Annotated in this window: 23 protein-coding genes; 14 read left to right on the top strand and 9 right to left on the bottom strand. The window is 32.3% G+C overall.

Features of this window, described 5'->3' with window-relative positions; genetic code table 11:
- Positions 1–74: 74 nt before the first annotated feature.
- Together H526_RS0120515 and H526_RS0120510 are read right to left on the bottom strand one after the other, a co-directional pair.
- Entirely contained in the window at positions 75–1,610 is a 1,536-nt protein-coding gene (locus tag H526_RS0120515; RefSeq protein WP_027394741.1) for a glycine--tRNA ligase, read from the bottom strand.
- Positions 1,611–1,752: 142 nt separating this feature from the next.
- Positions 1,753–2,634 carry a hypothetical protein gene (locus H526_RS0120510; protein WP_035086134.1) on the bottom strand — a complete coding sequence of 294 codons (882 nt, stop codon included), beginning with the start codon at positions 2,632–2,634 and terminating at the stop codon, positions 1,753–1,755.
- A gap of 78 nt (positions 2,635–2,712) precedes the next feature.
- Between H526_RS0120510 and H526_RS0120505 the strand changes: the two genes are divergently transcribed.
- Together H526_RS0120505 and H526_RS0120500 are read left to right on the top strand one after the other, a co-directional pair.
- A complete protein-coding gene (locus H526_RS0120505; RefSeq protein ID WP_027394739.1) occupies positions 2,713–3,393 on the top strand; it encodes a ComF family protein in 681 nt (226 codons plus the stop codon).
- A gap of 58 nt (positions 3,394–3,451) precedes the next feature.
- Complete coding sequence (locus tag H526_RS0120500; RefSeq protein WP_027394738.1) at positions 3,452–5,065, top strand: Ig-like domain-containing protein; 1,614 nt, start codon at positions 3,452–3,454, stop codon at positions 5,063–5,065.
- Here H526_RS0120500 and H526_RS0120495 read toward each other — a convergent pair.
- Positions 5,052–5,840: an amidohydrolase gene (locus H526_RS0120495; RefSeq protein WP_027394737.1), complete on the bottom strand. Its 789-nt coding sequence runs from the start codon at positions 5,838–5,840 to the stop codon at positions 5,052–5,054. The genes H526_RS0120500 and H526_RS0120495 overlap by 14 nt on opposite strands.
- 47 nt (positions 5,841–5,887) lie before the next feature.
- Entirely contained in the window at positions 5,888–6,355 is a 468-nt protein-coding gene (locus tag H526_RS0120490) for a hypothetical protein (RefSeq protein WP_035086132.1), read from the bottom strand.
- Between the two features lie 228 nt (positions 6,356–6,583).
- Here H526_RS0120490 and ileS point away from each other — a divergent pair, with 228 nt between their 5' ends.
- The 8 genes from ileS (at position 6,584) to H526_RS0120450 (ending at position 14,738) form a co-directional block, all read left to right on the top strand.
- Positions 6,584–9,988: an isoleucine--tRNA ligase gene (gene ileS, locus H526_RS0120485; protein WP_027394735.1), complete on the top strand. Its 3,405-nt coding sequence runs from the start codon at positions 6,584–6,586 to the stop codon at positions 9,986–9,988.
- Between the two features lie 4 nt (positions 9,989–9,992).
- Positions 9,993–10,376 (top strand): TraR/DksA family transcriptional regulator, encoded by a 384-nt coding sequence (locus H526_RS0120480; RefSeq protein WP_027394734.1) that lies wholly within the window; start codon positions 9,993–9,995, stop codon positions 10,374–10,376.
- A 123-nt stretch (positions 10,377–10,499) separates the two neighbouring features.
- Entirely contained in the window at positions 10,500–11,033 is a 534-nt protein-coding gene (locus H526_RS0120475) for an RNA polymerase sigma factor (protein WP_051336257.1), read from the top strand.
- A 4-nt stretch (positions 11,034–11,037) separates the two neighbouring features.
- Entirely contained in the window at positions 11,038–11,829 is a 792-nt protein-coding gene (locus tag H526_RS0120470) for a HEAT repeat domain-containing protein (RefSeq protein ID WP_027394732.1), read from the top strand.
- Between the two features lie 32 nt (positions 11,830–11,861).
- Complete coding sequence (locus tag H526_RS0120465; RefSeq protein ID WP_027394731.1) at positions 11,862–12,620, top strand: DUF4097 family beta strand repeat-containing protein; 759 nt, start codon at positions 11,862–11,864, stop codon at positions 12,618–12,620.
- 32 nt (positions 12,621–12,652) lie between these two features.
- Positions 12,653–13,366 (top strand): DUF4097 family beta strand repeat-containing protein, encoded by a 714-nt coding sequence (locus tag H526_RS0120460; RefSeq protein ID WP_027394730.1) that lies wholly within the window; start codon positions 12,653–12,655, stop codon positions 13,364–13,366.
- 91 nt (positions 13,367–13,457) lie between these two features.
- Positions 13,458–14,078, top strand: coding sequence for a hypothetical protein (locus H526_RS0120455; RefSeq protein WP_035086129.1), 621 nt, complete (start codon positions 13,458–13,460; stop codon positions 14,076–14,078).
- A gap of 42 nt (positions 14,079–14,120) precedes the next feature.
- Entirely contained in the window at positions 14,121–14,738 is a 618-nt protein-coding gene (locus tag H526_RS0120450; protein WP_027394728.1) for a lipoprotein signal peptidase, read from the top strand.
- A 3-nt stretch (positions 14,739–14,741) separates the two neighbouring features.
- On the opposite strand, the gene H526_RS0120445 is transcribed toward H526_RS0120450, so the two are convergent.
- From H526_RS0120445 to H526_RS0120425, 5 genes are all read right to left on the bottom strand, one after another.
- Positions 14,742–15,143, bottom strand: a complete 402-nt coding sequence (locus H526_RS0120445) for a response regulator (RefSeq protein ID WP_027394727.1) — start codon at positions 15,141–15,143, stop codon at positions 14,742–14,744.
- 61 nt (positions 15,144–15,204) lie between these two features.
- A complete protein-coding gene (locus tag H526_RS0120440; RefSeq protein WP_027394726.1) occupies positions 15,205–15,774 on the bottom strand; it encodes a 5-formyltetrahydrofolate cyclo-ligase in 570 nt (189 codons plus the stop codon).
- Between the two features lie 3 nt (positions 15,775–15,777).
- Positions 15,778–16,755 carry a succinylglutamate desuccinylase/aspartoacylase family protein gene (locus H526_RS0120435; RefSeq protein WP_027394725.1) on the bottom strand — a complete coding sequence of 326 codons (978 nt, stop codon included), beginning with the start codon at positions 16,753–16,755 and terminating at the stop codon, positions 15,778–15,780.
- 6 nt (positions 16,756–16,761) lie between these two features.
- Entirely contained in the window at positions 16,762–17,634 is an 873-nt protein-coding gene (rimK, locus tag H526_RS0120430) for a 30S ribosomal protein S6--L-glutamate ligase (protein ID WP_027394724.1), read from the bottom strand.
- Complete coding sequence (locus tag H526_RS0120425) at positions 17,634–18,062, bottom strand: ATP-dependent zinc protease family protein (protein ID WP_027394723.1); 429 nt, start codon at positions 18,060–18,062, stop codon at positions 17,634–17,636. Before H526_RS0120425 ends, rimK begins: the two co-directional genes overlap by 1 nt.
- 165 nt (positions 18,063–18,227) lie before the next feature.
- Here H526_RS0120425 and uvrC point away from each other — a divergent pair, with 165 nt between their 5' ends.
- The 4 genes from uvrC to hppD all read left to right on the top strand — a co-directional run bounded on the left by uvrC (position 18,228) and on the right by hppD (position 24,954).
- Positions 18,228–20,027 carry an excinuclease ABC subunit UvrC gene (gene uvrC / locus H526_RS0120420; protein WP_027394722.1) on the top strand — a complete coding sequence of 600 codons (1,800 nt, stop codon included), beginning with the start codon at positions 18,228–18,230 and terminating at the stop codon, positions 20,025–20,027.
- Positions 20,028–20,034: 7 nt separating this feature from the next.
- Complete coding sequence (locus H526_RS0120415) at positions 20,035–22,320, top strand: patatin-like phospholipase family protein (RefSeq protein ID WP_081415689.1); 2,286 nt, start codon at positions 20,035–20,037, stop codon at positions 22,318–22,320.
- 181 nt (positions 22,321–22,501) lie between these two features.
- Positions 22,502–23,659 carry a homogentisate 1,2-dioxygenase gene (locus H526_RS0120410; protein WP_027394720.1) on the top strand — a complete coding sequence of 386 codons (1,158 nt, stop codon included), beginning with the start codon at positions 22,502–22,504 and terminating at the stop codon, positions 23,657–23,659.
- A gap of 155 nt (positions 23,660–23,814) precedes the next feature.
- Positions 23,815–24,954 carry a 4-hydroxyphenylpyruvate dioxygenase gene (gene hppD / locus H526_RS0120405; protein WP_027394719.1) on the top strand — a complete coding sequence of 380 codons (1,140 nt, stop codon included), beginning with the start codon at positions 23,815–23,817 and terminating at the stop codon, positions 24,952–24,954.
- Positions 24,955–25,008 lie beyond the last annotated feature (54 nt).

Raw genomic sequence — 25,008 nt, 5'->3', positions numbered from 1 at the left:
AGGTCTAAAAATTCAATTTTTAGACCTCTTTTTATTTATTTAATTCCAGTATTGAAATGTCTTATGTTAAACTCTTATTTCAACCAATTTTCTGCATCAACTTTTTCAGAAATAATAGATTTAAGTTCTGAAATCGGAACACGTTTCTGTTCCATAGTATCTCTATCTCTTATAGTTACTGTTTGATCATTTAAAGTATCGTGATCTATAGTAATACATATTGGAGTTCCTGCAGCATCTTGCCTTCTATAACGACGTCCTATTGCGTCTTTCTCATCGTAAGCAACATTGAATTTCCATTTAAGATCTTTTACAATTTGCTCTGCAACCTCTGGTAAACCATCTTTTTTAACTAGTGGTAAAATTGCAGCCTTTACAGGTGCAACAACAGCAGGTAGTTTTAATACTACTCTACTAGATCCATCTTCTAGTTGTTCATCTTGTAAAGCGGTAGAAAAAACAGCCAAGAACATTCTATCTAACCCTACAGAAGTCTCTACCACGTATGGCACATAACTTTCTTTTAATTCAGGATCAAAAAACTGTAATTTTTTACCAGAAAATTCCTCATGTGCTTTTAGATCAAAATCAGTTCTAGAATGAATCCCTTCTAATTCTTTAAACCCAAATGGAAAATTAAATTCTATATCAGCTGCCGCATTTGCATAATGCGCTAATTTATCATGATCATGGAAACGATAATTTTCTTTTCCTAATCCTAATGATAAGTGCCAGTTTAAACGTGTTTCTTTCCAGTACTCATACCATTTCATTTCTTCTCCTGGGCGAACAAAAAACTGCATTTCCATTTGTTCAAACTCACGCATTCTAAAGATAAACTGTCGTGCTACTATTTCGTTTCTAAATGCTTTACCTGTTTGTGCGATTCCAAAAGGAATCTTCATTCTACCAGTTTTCTGAACATTCAAAAAATTCACAAAAATACCTTGAGCAGTTTCAGGTCTTAAAAATAAATCTGTAGCAGATTCTGCAGATGCTCCTAGTTTTGTCCCAAACATTAAATTAAACTGTCTAACATCTGTCCAATTCTTAGATCCTGTTTCGGGATCTGCAATACCTAACTCTTCTATCAATGCTTTTACATCAGCTAAATCTTCGTTTTCTAAAGACTTCGCCATACGTTTCAACACTCTTTGTTGTTCCGAAAGATATTTTACAACTCTAGGATTCGTTGTAACATATTGCTCCTCGTCAAAAGAATCTCCAAATCGCTTTTTAGCTTTGTTTATCTCTTTTTGAGCCTTTTGATATTGTTTTTCTGCATAATCTTCCAACAACACATCTGCTCTATATCTTTTTTTAGAATCTTTATTATCTATTAATGGATCATTGAATGCATCTACGTGCCCCGAAGCTTTCCATGTTGTAGGGTGCATAAATATGGCTGCATCTAAACCTACAATATTCTGATGCATATACACCATACTTTTCCACCAATATTCTCTAATATTCTTTTTAAGTTCTGCTCCATTTTGCCCGTAATCATATACCGCACTTAATCCATCATAGATCTCACTAGAACCAAAAATATACCCATACTCCTTAGCGTGGGCTATAACTTTTTTAAATTTATCTTCTTGATTTGCCATTGCGCAAAAATAACCGAATTTACAAGAATTGGAAACGAATTTATTTAATTAATGACCGTATAAAGTAATTTCTGACAAAAACATAAAAAAACCACCATATGAATAATAACATGGTGGTTCATTTTTTATATGTTTAACTATCTTATTTCAATTCAAACTGTGTATTAGATATCATTCTAGGTCCAGAGAATAAATTTACTACATAATTACCTTTCATCAATTCACCTTCTGCAGTATCTACTAAAACACACACATCTAAGGCGTCATTCTCATAAAATACCTTATTACGACCACTATATGTTAATACAGCATCGTCAAAATTTACAGAAATTTTATCTCCAATTAGATTATTTTCTGGATTGATTACCTGAACAAATAATTCTTTATCTCCTTTTTCGGTTAACTTATTTGGTGAAAGTGTAAAACAAACTCTTACCTTCTCTGCTCTACTAGATCTAGAAGTAGTAGTGATTTTTCCACTATTACGAACTCTAACTCCTTCGGCTTTAATTCCTGAAGCCTGAAGAGCAGAACCTCTTTCTACTATTTCAGCTAATTTACTATTCTGTGTTGCTAAAGAATCGGAAAAAACAATTCTTTCTGTCAATGCTGTAGAAGTACTATCTAAATCGGTAGCTAACTGCGCATTTGCAGTTGTTAAACTATCCGCTAGTTTAAATAACCTTTCACGTTCTTTTTTCAACTTACTAACTTCTCTTCTATATCTTGCGATCAAAGCTACGTTAGCATCATAGTCTTTTAAACTATCTAGCAAAACAACAACACGCTGTTTTTCTTTTAATAAATGATCATCCATTACTTCATTTAGAGCAATAGCATTATCATATTTTGTAATTAATTCCCCAAGCTCACTCTCAATTAAATCCTTTTCCTGTTGCAAAATTGCTTTTTCTCTCTTTTCTTCGTTGTAAAACTTATACGTGAAGATCCCCAGAATTAATAAAAGAGCTCCCAGAACACCGATTAGTATCTTAAGGGTCAAGTTATTGTTTTGAGTTGTCATAATAAATTTCTAATTTTTGATGGTTACGTTAAATAGTAAATTTAGTTAAATATAATAATTAATGTTAATTCACCTAATATGTTAAGCGACTTAGCTTATTTATTTTATCCTATATATTGTGCTGCCTGTGACAACCCGTTATACAAAAACGAAAGAATTTTATGTACTTCTTGTAGACATAAACTTCCTTTAGGTAATTTCCATAAGGTTAACGCTAAAAAGATCGAAAAAGTATTTTATGGGCGTGCTAAAATAGAAAATGCAACCTCTTTATTGGTCTTTGAGAAGGATAGTTTAGTACAAAATTTGATTCATAATCTTAAGTATAGAGGTAGAGAGGAAATAGGAAAAGAACTCGGTGTTTGGCTAGGTCAAGAACTAAGTCAATCTTCTGTTTATCAGAATATTGATACTATAATACCAGTACCCCTTCATCCAAAGAGATTACGCGAAAGAGGGTTCAATCAGGTGGAAAAGTTTGGACAAGAGATTGCAGAAAAATTGAATGCAGAATATGTTGATTTTGTTTTGAAAAAAAATTCCTACAATAAAAAACAATCAAAAAATAGTCGTCATACACGTTGGATAAACACTTCTGAAACATTTGGAATACAAAATGAGTCTTTATTGGCAAACAAACATATTTTGATTGTTGATGATATTGTAACTACAGGTGCTACTTTAGAAGCTTGCATACAAGTTCTTAAATCAATACCTGGTATTAAAATAAGCATTGCGACTATGGCTATCACTCTATAGATTTTTTGTTTGTTATAAATAGTCGTTTCTTTGTGTCTTTAAAAATTGTAACGGAGCTATGTATAAAAGATCCCACACGTTATTACTAACTGCTTTTTCTTTCTTATTGATCGTTGGTTGTGCCAAAAAGGGTACCATAACAGGTGGAGAAAAGGATGAAATCCCTCCAAAATTTGTAAAAGCCATTCCTCCAAACTACTCAACCAATTTTAATAGAAATGAAATTAGAATTTATTTTGATGAGTATGTAAAACTAAAGGATCCACAAAAACAAATCATCATATCCCCTCCTATGGATCCTAAACCAGAAATAACACCTTTGGGAGGAGCTAGTAAATACCTTAAAATTAAATTTTTAGATACTTTATTAGAAAACACAACATATAGTATCAATTTTGGTCAAAGTATCGTTGACAATAATGAGGGAAATCCTAATCCTTTTTTTAAATATGTATTCTCTACAGGAGATTCTTTAGATTCACTTAGTATAAAAGGAGTTATTGCAGATGCCTTAGAAAAAAAAGCAGACCCTTTTATTACAGTTGCCTTGTATGAAGTAAACGAACAATATTCTGATTCTTTAGTTTTTAATGAAGTACCAAGATATATTACAAGTACTTTAGATAGCATTAATTTTGATTTAGAAAACCTAAAAGAAGGAACATATAAATTGATTGCGATTAAAGACGCGGCTACTAATTATACCTATCAACCTAAGCAAGATAAAATTGGTTTTTATGATGAAATTATTTCACTGCCTGCAGATACAGCAAAAACATTTAAGATAAATTTGTTCGAAGAAGTTTTGGATTTCAAAGCGCTTAAACCAAAACAAGTTTCTAAAAACGCATTTATCTTTGGATATGAAGGTGAATTAGAAGACATGAAAATTAATCTAATAAGTAAGGCACCCGAAAATTTCGAAACTAGAATTTTTCCTGATAAAGTAAAGGATACAATGAACTACTGGTTTAGACCTTTTTTTGAAGCCGATTCTTTAATTTTTGAAGTGACTAATACCAGAAATTACAGAGATACCCTTGTTGCAAGATTTAAAGATCAATATAAAGATTCTATAAAGCTTAGCAGTAATGTTAAAGGAAACCTAGCTTTTAACCAAGATTTTACGCTTTATTCTAGTACACCTATAGAAACCGTTAATGAGAAATTAATTAAATTAACCGATAAAGATACCTTAGAAGTTCCATTTTCTATGGAAGTAGATAAAATTAATAATGAGGCGAGGTTTTCTTTCGAAAGAACAGAGAGCAATGCATATAATATTCAATTACTACCAGAAGCTGTTAAAGATTTTATAGGAAATGTAAACGACACTATCAGTATTAATTTCAGAACTAAGAAATTGGCAGATTATGGTACTATATTTTTTACATTAGAAAATGTAAAGGAGTATCCCGTATTGATTCAAGTTACTGATGAACAAGGAAAATTTATATCTGAAAAAATAGTTGCAAAACAAGAGACTACTGTTTTTGATAACTTAGACCCCGGAAAATATAACTTACGAGTAATCTTAGATACCAATAAAAATGGAATATGGGATACTGGTAATTTTCTTAAAGGAATCCAGCCAGAAAAAGTGGTTTATTTCCCAGAAGCAATAGAAGTACGAGCTAATTGGGAGTTAAAACAAACCTTTATTTTGGAGTAATCTGAAAGGAATCTGCATCCTCTAAAAATGGTAATTTTTCACGAACTCTCTCTATATAAGACTTACTTAAAGTTGTATATAATATAGTTTCTTTTTCAACAGGGTTTTCTTCTAAAACAGAATATCCTAACACATCATAGACTGCAGAATGTCCATTATATTCATATCCTTTACCATCAAGACCTACCCTATTAACACCTATACAATATGACATGTTTTCGATTGCCCTAGCTTTTAATAAAGCATCCCAAGCATTTACTCGCGGCTTTGGCCAACTTGCTACATAAAGTAACACATCATATCCAGAAGTATTTCTGGCCCAAACAGGGAATCTAAGGTCATAACATACTTGTGGTTTAATCTTCCAACCCTTATATGTGATAATTACCTCATCATTACCCGCCGTAAAAACTTCTTGCTCTTTAGCCAATGTAAATAATTGATGCTTATCATATTTCTGAATAGCCCCATCAGAACTTACAAACAAAAAACGGTTAAAATAATTTTCACCATCCTTTACAATAATACTCCCTGCAATTGCACAAGTCTTTTCTTTAGCTAACCTCTGGAGCCAACTGATTGTTTCTCCTTTCATAGACTCAGCAACATCAATAACATTCATTGTGAACCCAGTAGTAAACATTTCTGGCAAGACAATCAAATCTACTTCCTGATCAATAGCATTTATTTTTTGTTCAAAAACAGCTCTATTTTGTATGGGATTTTCCCACGCCAAATGAGATTGGATTAAAGCAACATTTAAGGTAGTATTCATAGTTTAAAAATAGTGAAATCACATTTTTTCAAAAAAGATTTAACGAACTATTCTTCTTCATCGTGAATTACAATGTTTTCAAAATGAGCAGTTTTCTTTTTTGAGGTTAACGTTATTGAATTTATTTTCGATGGTTTGATTTTATCAAGATCCTGTTCTTCAATAATAAAATCTATTTGGGTAATACTTCTATTCGATACGTTTGAAAAATCAGACTCTATCTCCTGCATATCCGAAACCAAATTCAACTCAAAATCCCTTCCACCAATTAACAGATTAGCTCCTTTCCAAGTTTTAATATGAAAACTACCTAAGACAATAGTCTTTACATAATAGTAACCTGCCAACTCCACAATGTCCATATAGATTTCATTTAATTGTGAGGTAGCAAACCGCGTACCTTCAACTTTAATGATTATATCCTCTGTATGGCTATCAACGTGTAATTTTTCCATAGCCCTAACATTACCCAAGGCAGCTTGTACTTTAAGAATTGAATGTTTTAAACCCATCATTATAATTTAGATTTCAAAAATAACTTTTCATGTATTACCAAGAGCATACTATTTTAATTTTATAGATGGTTTCTTTAATCGGTTTCAAATTAAATCAAAAGCGAACTAAATACTAGATTTAATATTCAAAATTTTATAGTCAAATAATCACCAATATTTGAGCTGTTTACACTCGTCATTTTTATAGAAAATCCTTATTTTCGCAGACTTAACAGAAAGAACGATCAAATGAGCACGAAGTTTCCTGAATATAAAGGACTTGACTTGCCCAAAGTGGCAGACGATATACTAGAATTCTGGCAACAGAATAATATTTTCGAAAAGAGTATTTCTGAGCGAGAAGGTGCAACTCCTTTTGTATTTTTTGAAGGACCACCATCAGCGAATGGATTACCAGGAATTCACCACGTAATGGCTCGTGCTATTAAAGATATTTTTTGTCGTTATAAAACTCAAAAAGGATTTCAAGTAAAGCGTAAAGCTGGATGGGATACTCACGGACTTCCTGTAGAATTAGGAGTCGAGAAAGAATTAGGTATCACTAAAGAAGATATCGGCAAGAAAATTACCGTTGAAGAATATAACGAAGCTTGTAAAAAAGCCGTAATGCGTTATACGGACATCTGGAATGATCTTACCCAAAAAATTGGATATTGGGTAGATATGGAAGATCCATACATTACTTATAAATCTAAGTATATGGAAACCGTATGGTGGTTACTTTCTGAAATCTATAAGAAAGGGTTATTATACAAAGGATATACAATACAACCATATTCTCCCAAAGCGGGAACAGGATTAAGTTCACATGAGCTTAATCAACCAGGAACATACCAAGATGTAACGGATACAACAATAGTTGCACAGTTCAAATCTAAAAAAGAAACACTGCCTTCTTTCTTAACAGATGTGATTGGTGATATTTATTTCTTAGCTTGGACAACTACTCCTTGGACATTACCATCGAATACTGCATTAACCGTTGGGCCCAAGATTGATTATGTAGTTGTAAAAACTTTCAATCAGTATACGTTCGAACCGATTAATGTGATTCTGGCTAAAAATCTAGTTGGAAAACAGTTTGGCGGAAAATTTGTTTTAGTGGAAAATGAAAACGAAGTAGATGCTTTTAAAGAAGGAGATAAAAAAGTTCCATATTACATCCTTAAAGAATTTAAAGGAATTGATCTAGTAGAAATCCGTTATGAGCAACTACTAGATTATGCAACTCCTTATGACAATCCAGAAAATGCTTTTAGAGTAATATCTGGTGATTTTGTAACTACCGAAGATGGTACTGGTATTGTACATACTGCTCCTACGTTTGGTGCAGATGATGCTATGGTTGCCAAACAAGCAACTCCAGAAATTCCACCTTTACTCGTTAAAGATGATAACGACAATTTAGTTCCGTTAGTTGATTTACAAGGTAAATTCACAAAACACGTTGGAGAATTTGGTGGAAAATATGTAAAAAACGAGTACTACAATGATGGTGAAGCTCCGGAAAAGTCCGTTGACGTAGAGATTGCTATCAAATTAAAAATAGAAAACAAAGCATTTAAGGTTGAAAAATATGTTCACAGTTACCCTAATTGTTGGCGTACAGACAAGCCTATTTTATATTACCCTTTAGACTCTTGGTTTATAAAAGTAACCGACTTTAAGGATCGTATGCATGAGTTAAACCTTGGCATCAACTGGAAACCAAAAGCTACAGGAGAAGGACGATTTGGTAATTGGCTAGCAAATGCTAATGATTGGAATTTATCTAGATCTCGTTTTTGGGGAATTCCATTACCTATTTGGAGAACTGAAGACGGTAAAGAAGAGATGATCATAGGATCTGTAGAAGAGTTGAAAGCTGAAATGAAAAAAGCGGTAGAAGCTGGTGTTCTAGAAGCAGATATTTTTGCAGATTTTATTGTCGGAGATATGAGCGAAGAAAACTATAACAAAATAGATCTTCATAAAAATGTTGTTGACAAGATCACTTTAGTTTCACCTTCAGGAAAACCAATGAAACGCGAAAGTGACCTTATTGACGTGTGGTTTGATTCTGGATCCATGCCATATGCACAATGGCATTATCCATTTGAAAACAAAGAAAAGGTAGAATCTGGAGAGAAAAAAGCAGATTTTATAGCAGAAGGTGTTGATCAAACCCGTGGATGGTTTTATACACTTCATGCAATAGGAACTATGATATTTGATGATGTTGCATACAAAAATGTGGTATCCAATGGCTTGGTTTTAGATAAACATGGTCAAAAAATGTCTAAGCGTTTAGGAAATGCAACAGATCCGTTTGAAACCTTAAAAACATTCGGCCCTGATGCTACTAGATGGTATATGATTAGTAATGCTAATCCTTGGGATAACCTAAAATTTGATACAGAAGGAATCGGTGAAGTTCGCCGTAAGTTCTTTGGAACTTTATACAATACGTATTCTTTTTTTACATTATATGCCAATATCGACAATTTCTCTTATGCCGAAGCTGATATTCCATTAGCAGAACGTCCGGAGATTGATCGTTGGATTCTAAGCGAACTACACACATTAATAAAAAGTGTAGATGAATATTACAATGAATACGAACCTACAAAGGCTTCTAGAGCCATATCTGATTTTGTTCAAGAAAATCTGAGTAATTGGTTTGTTCGTTTGAGTAGAAGAAGATATTGGAAAGGTGATTACCAGAAAGACAAAATATCGGCGTACCAAACATTATATACTTGTATGGTAACAGTAGCTAAATTAGGAGCTCCGGTTGCACCATTTTTTATGGATCGATTATATAAAGATCTTGTTTCTAATTCTGGTCAAAAATCTTTCGAAAGTGTTCACCTTTCGCATTTCCCAGAATATGATAGTTCATATGTAGATAAAGCGCTAGAGCACAAAATGCAAAAAGCTCAATCTGTATGTTCTTTAGTACTTTCTTTACGTCAAAAAGAAAAAATAAAAGTACGACAGCCATTACAGAGAATTATGATTCCTGTATTAAATGAAGCCGACAAAGCTGAGATAAATGACATCGCTGGCTTGATTAAAAGTGAAGTTAATGTTAAGGAAATTGAGCTATTAGATGACGCTTCTGGTATATTAGTAAAACAAATTAAGCCAAATTTTAAAAATCTAGGTCCTCGTTTCGGGAAAGACATGAAACTGATAGCCAATAAGATACAATCTTTTGATCAAGAATCAATTAAAATTCTTGAACAAACTGGTAGTTTTGATATAGAAATTAATGATAAAATTATTACATTAGGTACCGATGATGTAGAAATCAGTTCTCAGGATATCGAGGGTTGGTTAGTTGCAAATTCTGGATCACTTACTGTAGCTTTGGACATAACCATAACTCCAGAGCTTAGAAAAGAAGGTATCGCAAGGGAACTTGTAAATAGAATTCAAAATATTCGTAAGGATAGTGGATTAGAAGTGACTGATCGTATAGAAGTTGTAATAAAAGAAAACAAATCTATACAAGAAGCTGTTGCAACTAATGAAGCATACATCAAGAATGAAACCTTAACCGATACAATTGAATTTGCAACAGATGTAATAAATGGTACAGAAATTGCGTTTGACGACATTGCAACCCAATTGGTAATAAAAAAACAATAAGAGTATGGCAGAAGATGTAAAAGTAAGGTATAGCGACGCCGATTTAACGATGTTCAAGGAAATCATCGTTGAAAAAATGGAAAAAGCTCAGAAGGATTTAGAATTACTTCAGAGCGCTTACAAAAACGACGGTAACAATGGTACAGATGATACTTCACCTACATTCAAAGCTTTTGAAGAGGGGAGTGAAACTATGTCTAAAGAAGCAAACACTCAATTAGCTATTAGACAAGAAAAATTTGTCCGTGATTTAAAAAATGCGATTTTACGCATAGAAAATAAAACATATGGTATCTGCCGTGTGACTGGAAAGCTTATTAATCCCGAAAGGTTAAAACTAGTTCCGCACGCTACTCTTAGTATTGAAGCTAAGAATATGCAGAAATAAATATCAAAATATTGTAAATTTAAAGTGCTTTCTCAATCGGAAAGCACTTTTTTTATACCCTAATGTAACCTTTTTAAAAAATTCTGGTATTACTTATAGAGACTAACCAAAAAGAGTAACATCTTGAAAAATCTAACTGACGAAGAATTAATGATTCTAGTATCTAATGATGATTTAGATATGATGAGTATCCTTTTTGATCGATACCATATAAGAATATTTAATTTTTTATTGAAAATGACTCGAGATAAAGATGTCAGCCAAGATATCACTCAAGAGGTTTTCTATAAAGCTATCAAATACAGAAAGTCTTATAAAAAAGGTAAGTTTTCATCTTGGATTTATACAATTGCTAGGAATATCTTTTCTGATCACTATCAAAATCAGAAAAATAAAGATCAGCGATTAGATGAAATCGAATACAAAATAGAACGAAAAGAAACCGATCATATAGAAAAAGAAGAAATTAAAGAACAACTTGATAACGCATTAAAAGAGCTAAACCCTAACGATAGAGAATTAGTAATCATGAATCGATATCAAGGAATCAAGTATCAAGAAATTGCAGAAATTACAGGATCCACAACAGGAGCCGTTAAAACCAAAGTACATCGTGCAATTCATAAATTAAAAGATCATTACTTACAAAATATATAGTATTATGAACTGTAAACAAATAGAAGAAAAATTCATCGATTATCTTGATGACAACTTAGATCAACAAGAACGCGAAACTATTACAGCTCATCTAACAAACTGTAATAGCTGTAAAGAATCATTAAATGAATTACGTCTCATTCTTAATGGAATAGACAATACTGACCAAGAATTACCAAATAAAACCCTGAAAGAAGGTTTTGAAAAAATGCTTGAGCAAGAAAAAAAGTTATTGTCAGAATCTAAAGTAATATCGCTTCATAATTCTTCAAAAAAATATTGGAAAACAGCTTTACAAATCGCGGCAACAATTGCGCTAATCATTTCTTCATATTTCTATGGAAAGCAACAAAACGATGCATCTTTTTATAAAGAAATGGCCGTATTGGAGAAAGAAAAAATACAACTAAAACAAGAAGTTACTATTTCTCTAATAGAAAATGAATCGGCAAGTAAACGTTTGCAAGCTGTAAACTATGCTGAAGAATTCGAAAAACCAGGTAATGACATATTAGAAGCTTTAATAAGTAAAATGTTTTATGATGATCATATCAATGTGCGACTAGCTGCAGCAGAAGCACTTGCTAAATTTTCGGATTTAGAAATGGTACGTAAATCATTTATAAATGCACTGGAAACAGAACAAGATCCAGGCATGCAAATTGAATTAATTCAAATATTAGTATCCATACAGGAAAAACGCGCAGTTCCTTCTATGGAAAAGTTACTTCAAAATGAAGAAACTCCAAGTTATGTAAAAGATCAAGTAAACATTGGTCTCCCTAATTTAATTTAAAATTTCAATCAAAAAACATTAAAACAGAACAGATGAAAAATATAGCAATCGCCATAGTACTTTTTATTACTATAGGGCAACTAAAAGCACAAGAGAACTATACACAACCTTTAAAAGGTGTTAAAAAGGTAAAAATTAGTTCAGACGCTAGCCTATCGATAACTGCTCACGACAAGAATGAAATAACAATAATCGGAGAAAACCGACGCTTACCTGAGAAAGCAAAAGGTCTCAAAGCAGTATATGCGGGTGGTTCTGACAATACCGGTGTTGGTATTTTTACTAAAAGAGAAGGTGAAACATTGATTGTAAAAAACCTAAAAGGTATGCATAGTAATACTCTAAAAATATACCTTCCAAAAAACGTCAACATTTCTATTGAAAGGAGTAATCTCGGAGATATCAAATTAATTGGATTTTCCTCAGAAATTGAAGCTTCTACTAATATAGGAGAGATAACTCTTAAAGATATCACCGGACCTGTAGTAGCTAGAACAGCGACAGGAGAAATCAATGTTGTTTTTGAGAAAGTTAGCCAAAAATCTCCTATCTCTTTAATATCTGCAGCAGGTTCTATAGATGTTAGTCTTCCTTCAAATACAGCAACAAACCTTGAACTCAAAACTACAATGGGTGAAATCTTTACAGACTTTGAACTTGCCTTCCCTAAAGAAGAAAATAATATGAAAATTGTGGGATCAAGAAGGACAATAAAAACAAAACTTAATAAAGGTGGAGTAGAAATTAGCTTAAGGTCAGCCACCGGTAATATATATCTAAGAAAACAATAAAGAGGTCAATCATCAATCAAAACAAGAAAATCATGAAAATTTTAGTAAACCTAATCGCAGTATGCTTCACTTTATCTCAAGTAAGTGCACAAAAAGTAATAGAAAAAGAAATCACTCCTTCTTCCAATGAAGTTCGGGTAGAATTTAAATTTGCCGAAGATATCGTTATCAAAACTTGGGATAAAAGCACTGTCTACCTTAAAGCCGAAGTAAGTATTAACGATGGAGAATTTGATGACTATTTTGATCTAAAAATAAACAACGCTGATGCTGTCCTGGATATCGAATCAAGTTATGGTGATTTATTCAAAAAATGGAACAAAAAGAAAGGATCAAACAAAAACAATAACTGGGGCCCTTGTAATAATCTAGATATGGATGCCAATTACACATTATACTTGCCAGAAGATATGAGCCTAAGAGTTAAAAGTATATCAGGAAGTGTTGCATCAGAAAACTATCAAGGAGAACTAGAAATTGATATCATAAGTGGTGATATTGATATTAAAAAATATCAGGGAGATTTAAGTCTTAAGACAGTAAGCGGTACTATCGATATTCATATTGCAAAATCCAAACTAAAAGCAGAAACTGTTACAGGAATGATCTATTCTGACAAAGAATTAGAATTTGATCAAGGAAAAAACAGAATAGTAGGAAGCAAGGTAACAGGTACTTTTGGAGATACTAAAAGTCAGTTGGCACTTCAGACAGTAAGTGGTGACATTTTTATAAGAAAACAATAATGAAACACGCTTTATAAATTTAACCTTCTATTCTAAAAAAATCAAGTTTAAAATATAAATTAAAATCAGGAAAAAGGCTACCTTAGAAAATATGAGGAAGTCTTTTTTCTTTTTAATCTTTTTGTTTGTGTTTAATTGGATGCAATCACAATCAAGTTTTAACAAAAGTATTGATGCTACGGATCTAACCGAAGTTTCTATAACTCTAGATAACACATTTCAAATAGAAGTTACAAATACTTCAGAAAACAAAATCATAGTAACTGCTGTTTCCGAGGGAGAATATCAAAACAATGTGTTTATCAACACAAAAAGAAACGAAAATTCACTTTCTATAATCGACGACATCCAACCATTTTCAGAAAACCACAATGATAAATTAAGTGCTCATAAAGTTATTGTATTAAAGGTTAAAATACAATTACCCAAACATCTAAATGTTGTTATCACTTCCAGGCTGGCATCATTAAATTTAAACGCTAAAATCAAATCTTTGTTTGTAGAACTTAATTCTGGAGATTGTTTCTTGAACGATTTTATAGGGAATGCTGTAATCAATACTTTAGACGGATCTATTACGATATACACAAAAAATGCTACAATAAATGCATCAACAAAAAAGGGGATTCTTTCTGCTGAAAAAATTTTTGGAGAACATCTCATTGAGTTAAAATCTATAAGTGGAGATATAAGTGTCTACAAAACAAAATAAAACACTATTTTTGTCCGTCACTGTATGAAATAAGAGAAATTTATGTCCCTCAAGAAGTCTATTTTAGTTATAATCGTAGTTCTGCTAATTGATCAGATTTCCAAAATATATATCAAAACTAGTTTTTCATTACATGAAGAAGTGCCAGTATTTAGCTGGTTTCGAATTGTATTTGTAGAAAATAAAGGAATGGCTTGGGGTTTTGAACTTCCAGGAAATTATGGCAAGCTTATACTTACATTATTTAGACTGGTAGCAATCACTGGAATTGGGTACTGGTTGTATGATTCTGTTCGTAAAAATAGTTCTAGAATTCTTACATTTTGTATTGCTTTAATATTTGCAGGAGCTTTCGGAAATATTATTGACTCGATTCTATATGGAATAATTTTTAATGAAAGTACATCTACACAGATTGCTCAGTTTCTTCCAGAAGGTGGTGGATATGAAAGCGTATTCTACGGAAAAGTAGTAGATATGATTCAGTTTACGTTTTATGATGACATCTTACCAGACTGGATACCTTTTTGGGGAGGAGAACATTTCTCATTCTTTGATCCTGTATTCAATATTGCAGATTCTGCAATTAGTATTGGTGTTTTCTTATTACTTATTTTTAACAAAAGAGCTTTTCCTAAGAAAGAAGAAGAAGTATCTTAGGTTTTAAACTAGGATCTTTTCGAAATCACCTAACTTAATAGGCTTAGTCAAATAATCTGACACCAAATCAATTGATTTAGCCTTATTAATATCCCTACTATCAATAGATGAACTTACCACGTATAAATCTATCGATTCCTCTATTTTATCTTTGATTTTATCAAACTCTTGAAGAAACTCCCAACCGTCCATAATAGGCATATTTAGGTCGAGGAATATAACCTGAGGGATCCTATTATTGATATCATCATTAATAGATGTTATAAAAAAATCTAAAGCTTCCTTACCATTTTTAAAGACTATAACATTCTTCGATAATTTTTTTAACTTGATAATTTTACTCACTAAATTAATGTACATATTGTCATCATCTATGATGCAAACACTTTTAGTATTCTGGGGCATGCTGGGGTAATATTTAAAATCTTATTGCAATATAACTACTCTTCCAATTAATAAGGGTTCATCAATCGTTAAAACTGTAAATTTTAACTGGAGTTACGCAATAGTCTAATTTAATATCAGTCTGTGAAATTTCCCCTATTTCTTCTTCTACCGAAAAAAAAGAAAGACCAATCTTTATCGTTTCCGGATTACAATTAGACAAAAACTTATCGTAAAAACCTTTTCCGTACCCGACGCGATTTCCTTTTTTATCAAAAGCTAATAGGGGAACAAAAACGACATCAATTTTAGACTCAGGAATAGGAATTCCATCCGTGGGTTCTGGAATTCCATAGCGATTTGTTTTAAGAATAGTGCCATCAGTAAGCAATATATGTTCTAAAGTATTTTCTTCGAAATCACTTTTCGACACCACAATATTTTTATCTTTTCCTTGAAGAATATGAAGTATAAACTCTGTATTTATTTCCCTTTGCTTTTTAATAGATAAGAAAATATGATAGAAAGATTGCTCCCAAATTGGCAAACTCAGTAGATTATTGGCGATATCCATGCTCAGATCATCAATCTCTTCTTCATTAAGATGTGATCTCACGTTTTTATACTTAATCCTCAACTCTTTTTTATTCATTTTCTACGGAACTAATTGTGTAGTAATTCTAAAAATAGCATCACCTTTATATACTATTGGAGCCTCATTTACATTAATTATGTATCCCGGATTGGTTGCCTTTACCTCATGTCTCATTTTACCATAAGGGTCTGTTATAGTTGCAAGAATTTCTCCTTTTTCCACAAGCTTTCCATAAGGAATTTTAATATGAAGTAACCCACTATATTTAGCCCTAATCCAGAAACTCTTTTCTACAACAATAGTGTCTTGTTCTGGTTCAGGTATTGAAAAAGAAGCTCCTAACATTTCTAAATATCTAAGTATTCGCATCACCCCTAGAACACCTTCTTTTGCAATATCTCTATTACTATTCTGAGATTTTCCGCCTTCGAACAATAAAATATCTACTCCCTTTTTAGTACAAGTAGCACGATATGATCCATCCAAATTTTTTGATAATAGCGTAAAAGGAGCATTAAAAACTTTAGCTAATGTTACTAACCTTTCGTTTTTACCATCTACTCTTATATGTGGAGCATTAAATCTACTTGCACCCCCTGTATGAAAATCTAAACAAAAATCCGCAACTGGTAAAATTTCATTTACAAATTGATATGCAAACCGGCTTGCTAATGATCCACTTTTTGTTCCCGGAAACACTCTATTTAAATCTCTCCCATCCGGAAAAAAACGATTCATACTGAGAAAACCAAATACATTAAGAACAGGAATACAAATAATCGTTCCTTTTGCAGGTTTATTTATTTTTTTAGCAATAATCTGGCGTACAACTTCCACCCCATTGATCTCATCTCCATGAATCCCTGCAGTTATTAATATTGTAGGGCCAATCTTCTTTGACCGTTCAATAATAATTGGGATTTCTACCTTTGTTGAAGTATATAAATTAGCAATGTTAAAATTAATCGTTTTGCTTGTACCTAATGGAATATACTCTCCTAAAATATTTAGGATATCTTTTTCTCCTGTTTTCGTCATATTGATCTACACACTTCTCTCTATAAAGCGAATAATTGATTTGGCAATATCCTTACCAGTTGCAGTTTGTATACCTTCAAGTCCTGGAGAAGAGTTAACTTCTAAAATTAAAGGACCTCTTTCACTCTGTAGCATATCTACGCCTGCAACTCCTAATTTTAATGCTTTTGCAGCCTTAATAGCAGCGTTCTCTTCTTCATCAGATAATTCAATAATTTTAGCACTACCTCCTCTATGTAAATTCGATCGAAACTCACCTTCTTTCCCTTGTCTTTTCATCGCTCCAACCACCTGACCATCTACTACTAACACTCTAATATCAGCACCTTTGGCTTCTTTAATATATTCTTGCACAATAACTCTGGCCTGTAGTCCATTAAAAGCTTCTAATACAGATTCTGCTGCCGTTTTAGTCTCTGCTAAAACCACACCTAATCCTTGCGTTCCTTCCAATAATTTTATAATAAGCGGAGCGCCTCCTACATGTGAGATCACCTCAGAAACATCTTTGGAGTAATTCGTAAACACTGTTTTTGGTAATCCTAATCCAGCTTTTGACAAAATCTGAAGACTTCTTAATTTATCTCTAGAATTTACCAATGCCTGAGATTGAACCGTAGTAAAAACATTCATCATTTCGAATTGTCTTACCACAGCTGTACCATAAAAAGTAATAGAAGAGCCTATCCTAGGAATTACAGCGTCCACATGGTCTAGCTTTTTCCCCTTATAATAGATCTCTGGTTTTTTTTTCTCTATAACAATATCACAGTTTAGTGGATCTATAACTTGTACATTGTGTTTACGTTTTACTGCAGCTTGAACCAAAGCATCAGTAGAAAACAAACTCGCACTGCGAGAAAGAATTTTTATATTCATTAGGATTTTAAATTATAAGACTGATCTTCTAACTGTGGATCTACCAAAAATTTTCCGCTAAGAAATTTACGCCCAATTAATAATGGGAAACGCATATCATCACGAGAAGACAATGTAAGTGTTATAGAATTAGTTTTATTAAACAATGTGATTTTAGTTCTAATAGCATACCTAACTTCTACCTTTCCATTACTACTCTTAACTGCTGTTATATCGTAGTTCTTGAAAGTAAATTTTTTGCCATTATATTCGGGGTGAGTAGGGTCTAAAAAACGACATTCCAGAATCTGACCAACCTCCTTGATTTCCTTACAATGTATAGAGGAAGTATATGCTCCTGTATCGATTTTTGCATCTATATCTTGTAAATCCAAAAGAGGAAAGTCCACCTTATCTGTCCTACCAATTATTTTTTTATGATCTTCCAAAAAAATGTCTTTGAAATAATATAATTACTAAAGTAATAAAAAACCAGATGCATTTTATACTATAACACTTTTTAATAGCTAAATTCACTTTTTTTGTTTTTAACATAATATTCCCGTTAAGTATATTTAATAATTCAGGTAAAGCACTAAATTTACATTTAGAATATGCAGAAACCTTCTTTAGATATACAAGTTAAAACGTTACCAACTGATCCTGGTGTTTATCAATATTATGACAAAGACGATAAATTACTATACGTAGGTAAAGCTAAAAACCTTAAGAAAAGAGTTACTTCCTACTTTACTAAGAGTCATGACAACTACAAAACAAAAGTACTTGTTAAAAAAATCAATACAATAAAACATATTGTTGTAGAAACAGAAACAGATGCTTTACTATTAGAAAACAACTTAATTAAAAAACATCAACCACGATTTAATGTGATGCTTAAAGATGACAAAACCTATCCTTGGATTTGTATTAAAAAAGAACGTTTTCCCAGAGTTTTTCCTACCCGTAATCTTATTAAGGATGGTTCTGAATATTTTGGACCTTATACTAATTTTAAAACAGTAAATACGTTATTAGAACTTATCAAAGGGTTATACCAGTTAAGGACCTGTAATTACGACTTGTCGCAACAAAAAATTGATAGTGGAAAATATAAAGTATGTCTTGAGTATCATTTAGGAAATTGCAAAGGTGGATGTGAAGGATTACAAGACGAAAAGGAATACCATCAAAACATAGAAGCAATTCGAGAAATCGTTAAAGGAAATTTTAAAGATTCGCTCAATAGATTTCGGAAACAAATGATTACTCATGCCGAAAAAATGGAGTTTGAAGATGCCCAACGAATAAAGGAAAAAATTGAAGTTTTAGAAAAATATCAAGCAAAATCTACAGTAGTTAATCCCAAAATCAGTAATGTAGATGTATTTTCTATAATCTCAGATGAATCCTATGGGTACATAAATTTTCTTCAGCTTTCTTATGGTGCTATTATAAGATCCCATACAACAGAAATCAAAAAGAAATTAGAAGAGACTGATAAAGAATTACTAGAACTGGCTATTATTGAACTAAGACAGCGATTTGGTTCGAGATCTAAAGAAATATTTGTTCCCATAAAAGTTGATGTTGGAGAGGATTTGAAAATTACGATTCCTCAATTGGGAGACAAAAAGAAAATTGTAGACTTATCGCTAAGAAATGCCAAATACTATCGCCAAGAGCGGTTTAAGCAGATTAAGATTATTGATCCAGATCGCCATGTAAAACGATTAATGGCTCAGATGAAAAAAGATCTTAGATTGCCAGAAGAACCAAGACATATAGAATGTTTTGACAATTCTAATATACAAGGAACAAATCCGGTAGCGGCCTGTGTGGTTTTTAAAAACGGAAAACCAAGTAAAAAAGAATATCGAAAATTTAACATCAAAACAGTAAAAGGAGCCAATGACTTTGCATCCATGGAAGAAGTTGTTTATCGAAGATATAAACGCCTTTTAGAAGAGAAGCAACCACTGCCTCAATTAATAATTGTGGACGGAGGTAAGGGACAATTGTCTTCTGGATTAAAGGCTCTAGATGATCTTAATTTAAGAGGGAAAATTACTATTATTGGAATCGCTAAAAGACTTGAAGAAATCTACTATCCTGGAGATTCTATACCGCTATATTTAGATAAAAAATCAGAATCTTTAAAGATCATACAACATCTTAGAAATGAAGCACACCGTTTTGGTATAACTTTCCATAGACAAAAAAGAAGTAAAGCTGCCTTAGATACAGAACTCGATTCTATACCTGGAATTGGGGAAAAAACCGTTGTAGAATTACTAAAACATTTCAGGTCTGTGAAAAGAATTAGTGAAGCATCGAAAAAAGAACTAGAAGAAGTCGTTGGAAATTCACGCGCAACCAAAGTGTATAATTACTATCTTTCTAAAAAAGAATAAGCCTATTATGCGATCTACCACGAACAAAGTTTTACATATACTATTACTAATTGTGGTATTCTTTACTTTTAAAACAGGCTGGACTCAAGATCAAGGCACTCCAGAAATTGATGTTAAATCAGAAGAACAAGATGTTAAGGTAGGATTAGTTCTAAGTGGTGGTGGCGCTAAAGGGTTAGCACATATTGGTGCATTAAAGATTATAGAAGAAGCTGGGATTAGAATAGATTATATTGGCGGAACAAGCATGGGAGCAATTGTGGGTTCGTTATACGCTTCTGGATACAATGCTAAAGAATTAGATTCAATATTTAGAGCTGTTGATTTTAATGTGCTTATACAAGATGATTTACCAAGAAAAGCAAAAACTTTTTATGAACGTGAGGATTCAGAAAAATATGCATTAACATTACCATTTGACAATTTTAAGGTTGGATTACCACAAGGGTTGTCAAAAGGTCAGAACTTTTTTAATGAATTTGCCCGTTTAACATCTCATGTACATGAAATTGACGATTTCAGTAAGCTTCCAATTCCCTTTTTTTGTATGTCTACAGATATTGCAACAGGAAAACAGGTTTTATTAGACAAAGGATACTTACCTGAAGCTGTTTCAGCCAGTGGAGCTTTACCATCTATTTTTAGTCCAATCGAGTTAAACGGAGTTTTAATGACTGATGGTGGAGTTGCTAATAATTATCCCATTAAAGAAATACGTGAAAAAGGAGCCGAAATAGTTATCGGAATAGATGTTCAAGATAGTCTAATACCAAGAGATCAATTAAACTCTGCAACTAACATAATGCTACAGATCAGCAATTTTAGAACTATTAATGACATGAAATCTAAAATGCCTGAAACAGACATATACATAAAACCCTCTATTTCGGAATTTTCTCTAATATCTTTTGATCAAGCTGATAAAATAATTGCTAATGGAGAAAAAGCAGCTTTTGCCAGTTATGAAAAATTGAGAGAAATAAAAAGGCTTCAAAAAACTTCTAGCCCAAGAATAAAAATTCCTAAAAACTCAGATACACTTCTAATTAACAGTCTAGTCATTTCGGGAAATAAAAGATACACAAGGTCATATATTAAAGGTAAATTAAAACTAAAATTAAACAATCCGAAAACCACTACGTATAAGAAATTATATGAAGGAATTAATAACTTATCCGCTACTGGGAATTTTGATAGAGTAAGTCACCGACTAATCGATAAAAAAGATGGAAAAGAACTAGTTCTTAATGTAAAAGAATCAGAAAATACTATGCTGTTACGTTTTGCATTGCATTATGATGATTTATATCAAACAGCAGCTCTAGTCAACTTCACTAAAAAAAGTTTACTTTTTAATAATGATGTTCTTTCGTTTGATGTCGCTTTAGGTGATAATATAAGATACAATTTTGACTATTATATTGACAAAGGGTTTTATTGGAGTATTGGATTAAAAAATAGTCTAAATCGTTTTAATCGAAATGTAGAATATGAATTGGTTAGAGAGGATTTTAGCTTGCCGGATATCGAAGTGAATAAGATAAATCTTGATTACTTAGATTTTAAAACCCAATTTTATTTAGAAACTTTATTAAACCAAACTTTTTCTTTAGGCCTTGGAGCAGAATATAGAAGATTTCGACTTATTTCTGAAACCATCGGAGAAGATGAGGATCAATTGCCTAGGGTTGTATTTGATAATAGTAACTACTGGAGTGCACTATCTTACTTAAAATTTGATAGTTATAATAATAAATACTTTCCTTCTTCAGGGTTTTTCTTTGATGGACAGGTTAATTATTACTTATTTGATGATAATCCAAATAGCACGGATAGTAATTTTGTTATTGCAAAAGCCGATTTTGGATATGCCTTTAAAGTTTTTGAAAAAACCGCTATTAATTTAGGGGTAAGTGCAGGTAATAGGTGGGAAGAACAAAATGTAAGAAGCTTAAACTTCTTTGTTGGTGGTTTTGGTGCAAAAATGATCAATAATAATATTCCATTTTATGGATATGATTTCTTAAGTATCGTAGGAGATAGTTTTGCTAAAGCTTCTGTTACATTGGACTATGAAATCTTTCCAAAAAACCATATTAATTTAGCAGCAAATTATGCTAATGTTGGCACTAGATTATTTGACTCTGGAGATTGGTTAGAATCTCCAGAGTATTCTGGATATGCTTTGGGATATGGTCTAGAAACTTTTGCAGGTCCAGTGCAAGTAAAATATTCTTATTCTCCTGAACAAAAAGAAGGAGAATGGTATTTCAGTATTGGTTTTTGGTTTTAATACCTTTTATAATCCAAAAGATGGAAATATTTACGATATTTGTATTGTTATGAGCTTGTACTGGCAGAATTTATTATTGCTACTACACTACCTTATTAAGCGAAATCCGGAATAAGGCAGCGGTTTACTATTGCATTACTTTTTTCAAAACTAATAGTTAACACCATAATCTTAAAAAATCATGCCTTTTTATCATTCTCTAGGTAAAATACCACCTAAGCGCCATACCATCTTTAGAAAACCCGATGGCAATCTATTCTATGAGCAATTATTCGGAACCATTGGTTTTGACGGAATGTCCACCAATCTATATCATTATCAGCGACCTACTCAGGTAAAAGAAATTAAAGGAAGCTATAGTGTAGCTCCAGAAATTGCAATTAAAAATAATATTAAATCGTATAGACTACACGGTTTTAATGTTGCACCAGAAAAAGATTATTTAAATAGTAGAAAAAATGTACTTACCAATAGTGATGTGAGTATTATTTTATCGGCTCCTCAGGAATCTACTTCAGAATATTTCTATAAAAATACAGATGCAGATGAATTAATTTTTGTGCATCGAGGAAGTGGCAAATTTAGAAGTCATTTAGGTAATTTAAATTTCAAATACGGAGATTATATTCTAATCCCACGTGGAACTATTTATAAGTTAGATTTTGACACCACTGAAAATCGGTTGTTTATTGTAGAGTCCAGAAGGCCAATTTACACACCAAAAAGATATAGAAATTGGTTTGGTCAATTATTAGAACATTCTCCTTTTTGTGAACGAGACTTAAGAGCTCCATATGAATTGGAGAGTAATGATGAAAAAGGTGATTTTCTAATCAAAGTAAAAAAACAAGACGAAATTTTTGATATGGTCTATGCATCACATCCTTTTGATGTTGTAGGATATGATGGATTTAATTTTCCATATGCATTTTCGATTCACGATTTTGAACCTATTACCGGAAGAGTTCATCAACCACCGCCAGTACACCAAACTTTTGAAACAGATGCGTTCGTAGTTTGTTCATTTGTTCCTCGATTATATGATTATCACCCAGAAAGTATTCCTGCTCCATATAATCACAGTAATATCGATAGCGATGAAGTTTTGTATTACGTAGATGGTGATTTTATGAGTAGAAATGATATTGATGCTGGTCACATATCACTTCATCCCGCGGGTATTCCTCACGGACCGCATCCAGGAGCAGCTGAAAGAAGCATCGGTAAAACAAAAACAGATGAACTAGCCGTAATGGTTGACACTTTTAAACCTCTTATGGTTACCAAAGAGGCAATGAAAATAGCTGATGAAGATTATCACAAATCCTGGTTAGAATAGTCAGTTTTTATAAATATAAATTCATGTTGAATTACAGAAAAGATATTTCGGCACATCTTAGAGCTATGTGGTAGATTGTATCCAGAAAATAATTTTTTAGTTTTCTGGATGAATAGTCTCATTATATAATTTTTACAACAATAAAATAAGATATTATGTCAACAAATATAACTTCCCAAAATTTAGAAAAAATAATTCCCGAAGCTGAAGACTTTTTACCACTTTTAGGTACTGATTATGTAGAATTATATGTCGGTAATGCAAAGCAAGCCGCATACTATTATCAAACAGCTTGGGGATTTCAACCTATAGCCTATGCTGGATTAGAAACTGGACTTAAAGATCGTGTTTCTTACGTTCTAAGACAGGACAAAATTACATTAATACTTACTTCGCCTTTACAACCTGATGGAGATATCAATAGACATATCAATGCACATGGTGATGGAGTAAAAGTAGTAGCTCTTTGGGTAGATGATGCAACAAAAAGTTATGAAGAAACTACTAAACGTGGTGCTAAATCATATATGGAACCGGTTACAAGAGAAGATAAAGATGGTACTGTTGTATTCTCTGGTATACACACCTATGGAGAAACAGTTCATATTTTTGTAGAAAGAAAAAATTATAACGGTGTATTCTTACCAGGATACGTCGCTTGGGATAAACCATATAACACCGAATCTACAGGTCTTAAATATATTGATCATATGGTTGGTAATGTTGGTTGGAATGAAATGAACAAATGGTGTGAGTTTTATGCTAAAGTTATGGGGTTTGCTCAATTAGTCTCTTTTGATGATAAAGATATTTCTACAGAATATACCGCTTTAATGAGTAAGGTAATGAGTAATGGTAACGGTAGAATTAAGTTCCCTATAAATGAGCCAGCAGAAGGAAGAAAAAAATCTCAGATCGAGGAATATATAGATTTTTACAACGGAGCAGGTGTACAACATATGGCGCTAGCGACCGATAATATTATAGAAACTGTTTCTGCGCTTCAACAAAGAGGAGTTGAATTTCTTACGGTACCTGCTAGTTATTATGAAACTGTTTTGGATAGAGTTGGAGAAATTGATGAAGATTTACAACCCTTAAAAGAACTTGGAATTTTAATTGATAGAGATGATGAGGGATATCTATTACAGATTTTTACTAAACCCGTTTTAGATCGACCAACTATGTTTTTTGAAATAATCCAGCGAAAAGGAGCTCAATCTTTTGGAAAAGGAAATTTTAAAGCGTTATTTGAGGCTATAGAAAGAGAACAAGAACAAAGAGGGACACTGTAAACCAGCTACTTCATTTAAAACTCTTAAATCCTTTTGAATAATTAAAGCAAGCAT

Source organism: Aquimarina latercula DSM 2041 (genome assembly GCF_000430645.1).
GTDB classification, from domain to species: domain Bacteria; phylum Bacteroidota; class Bacteroidia; order Flavobacteriales; family Flavobacteriaceae; genus Aquimarina; species Aquimarina latercula.
This window is presented reverse-complemented; position numbering and strand designations above follow the sequence as displayed.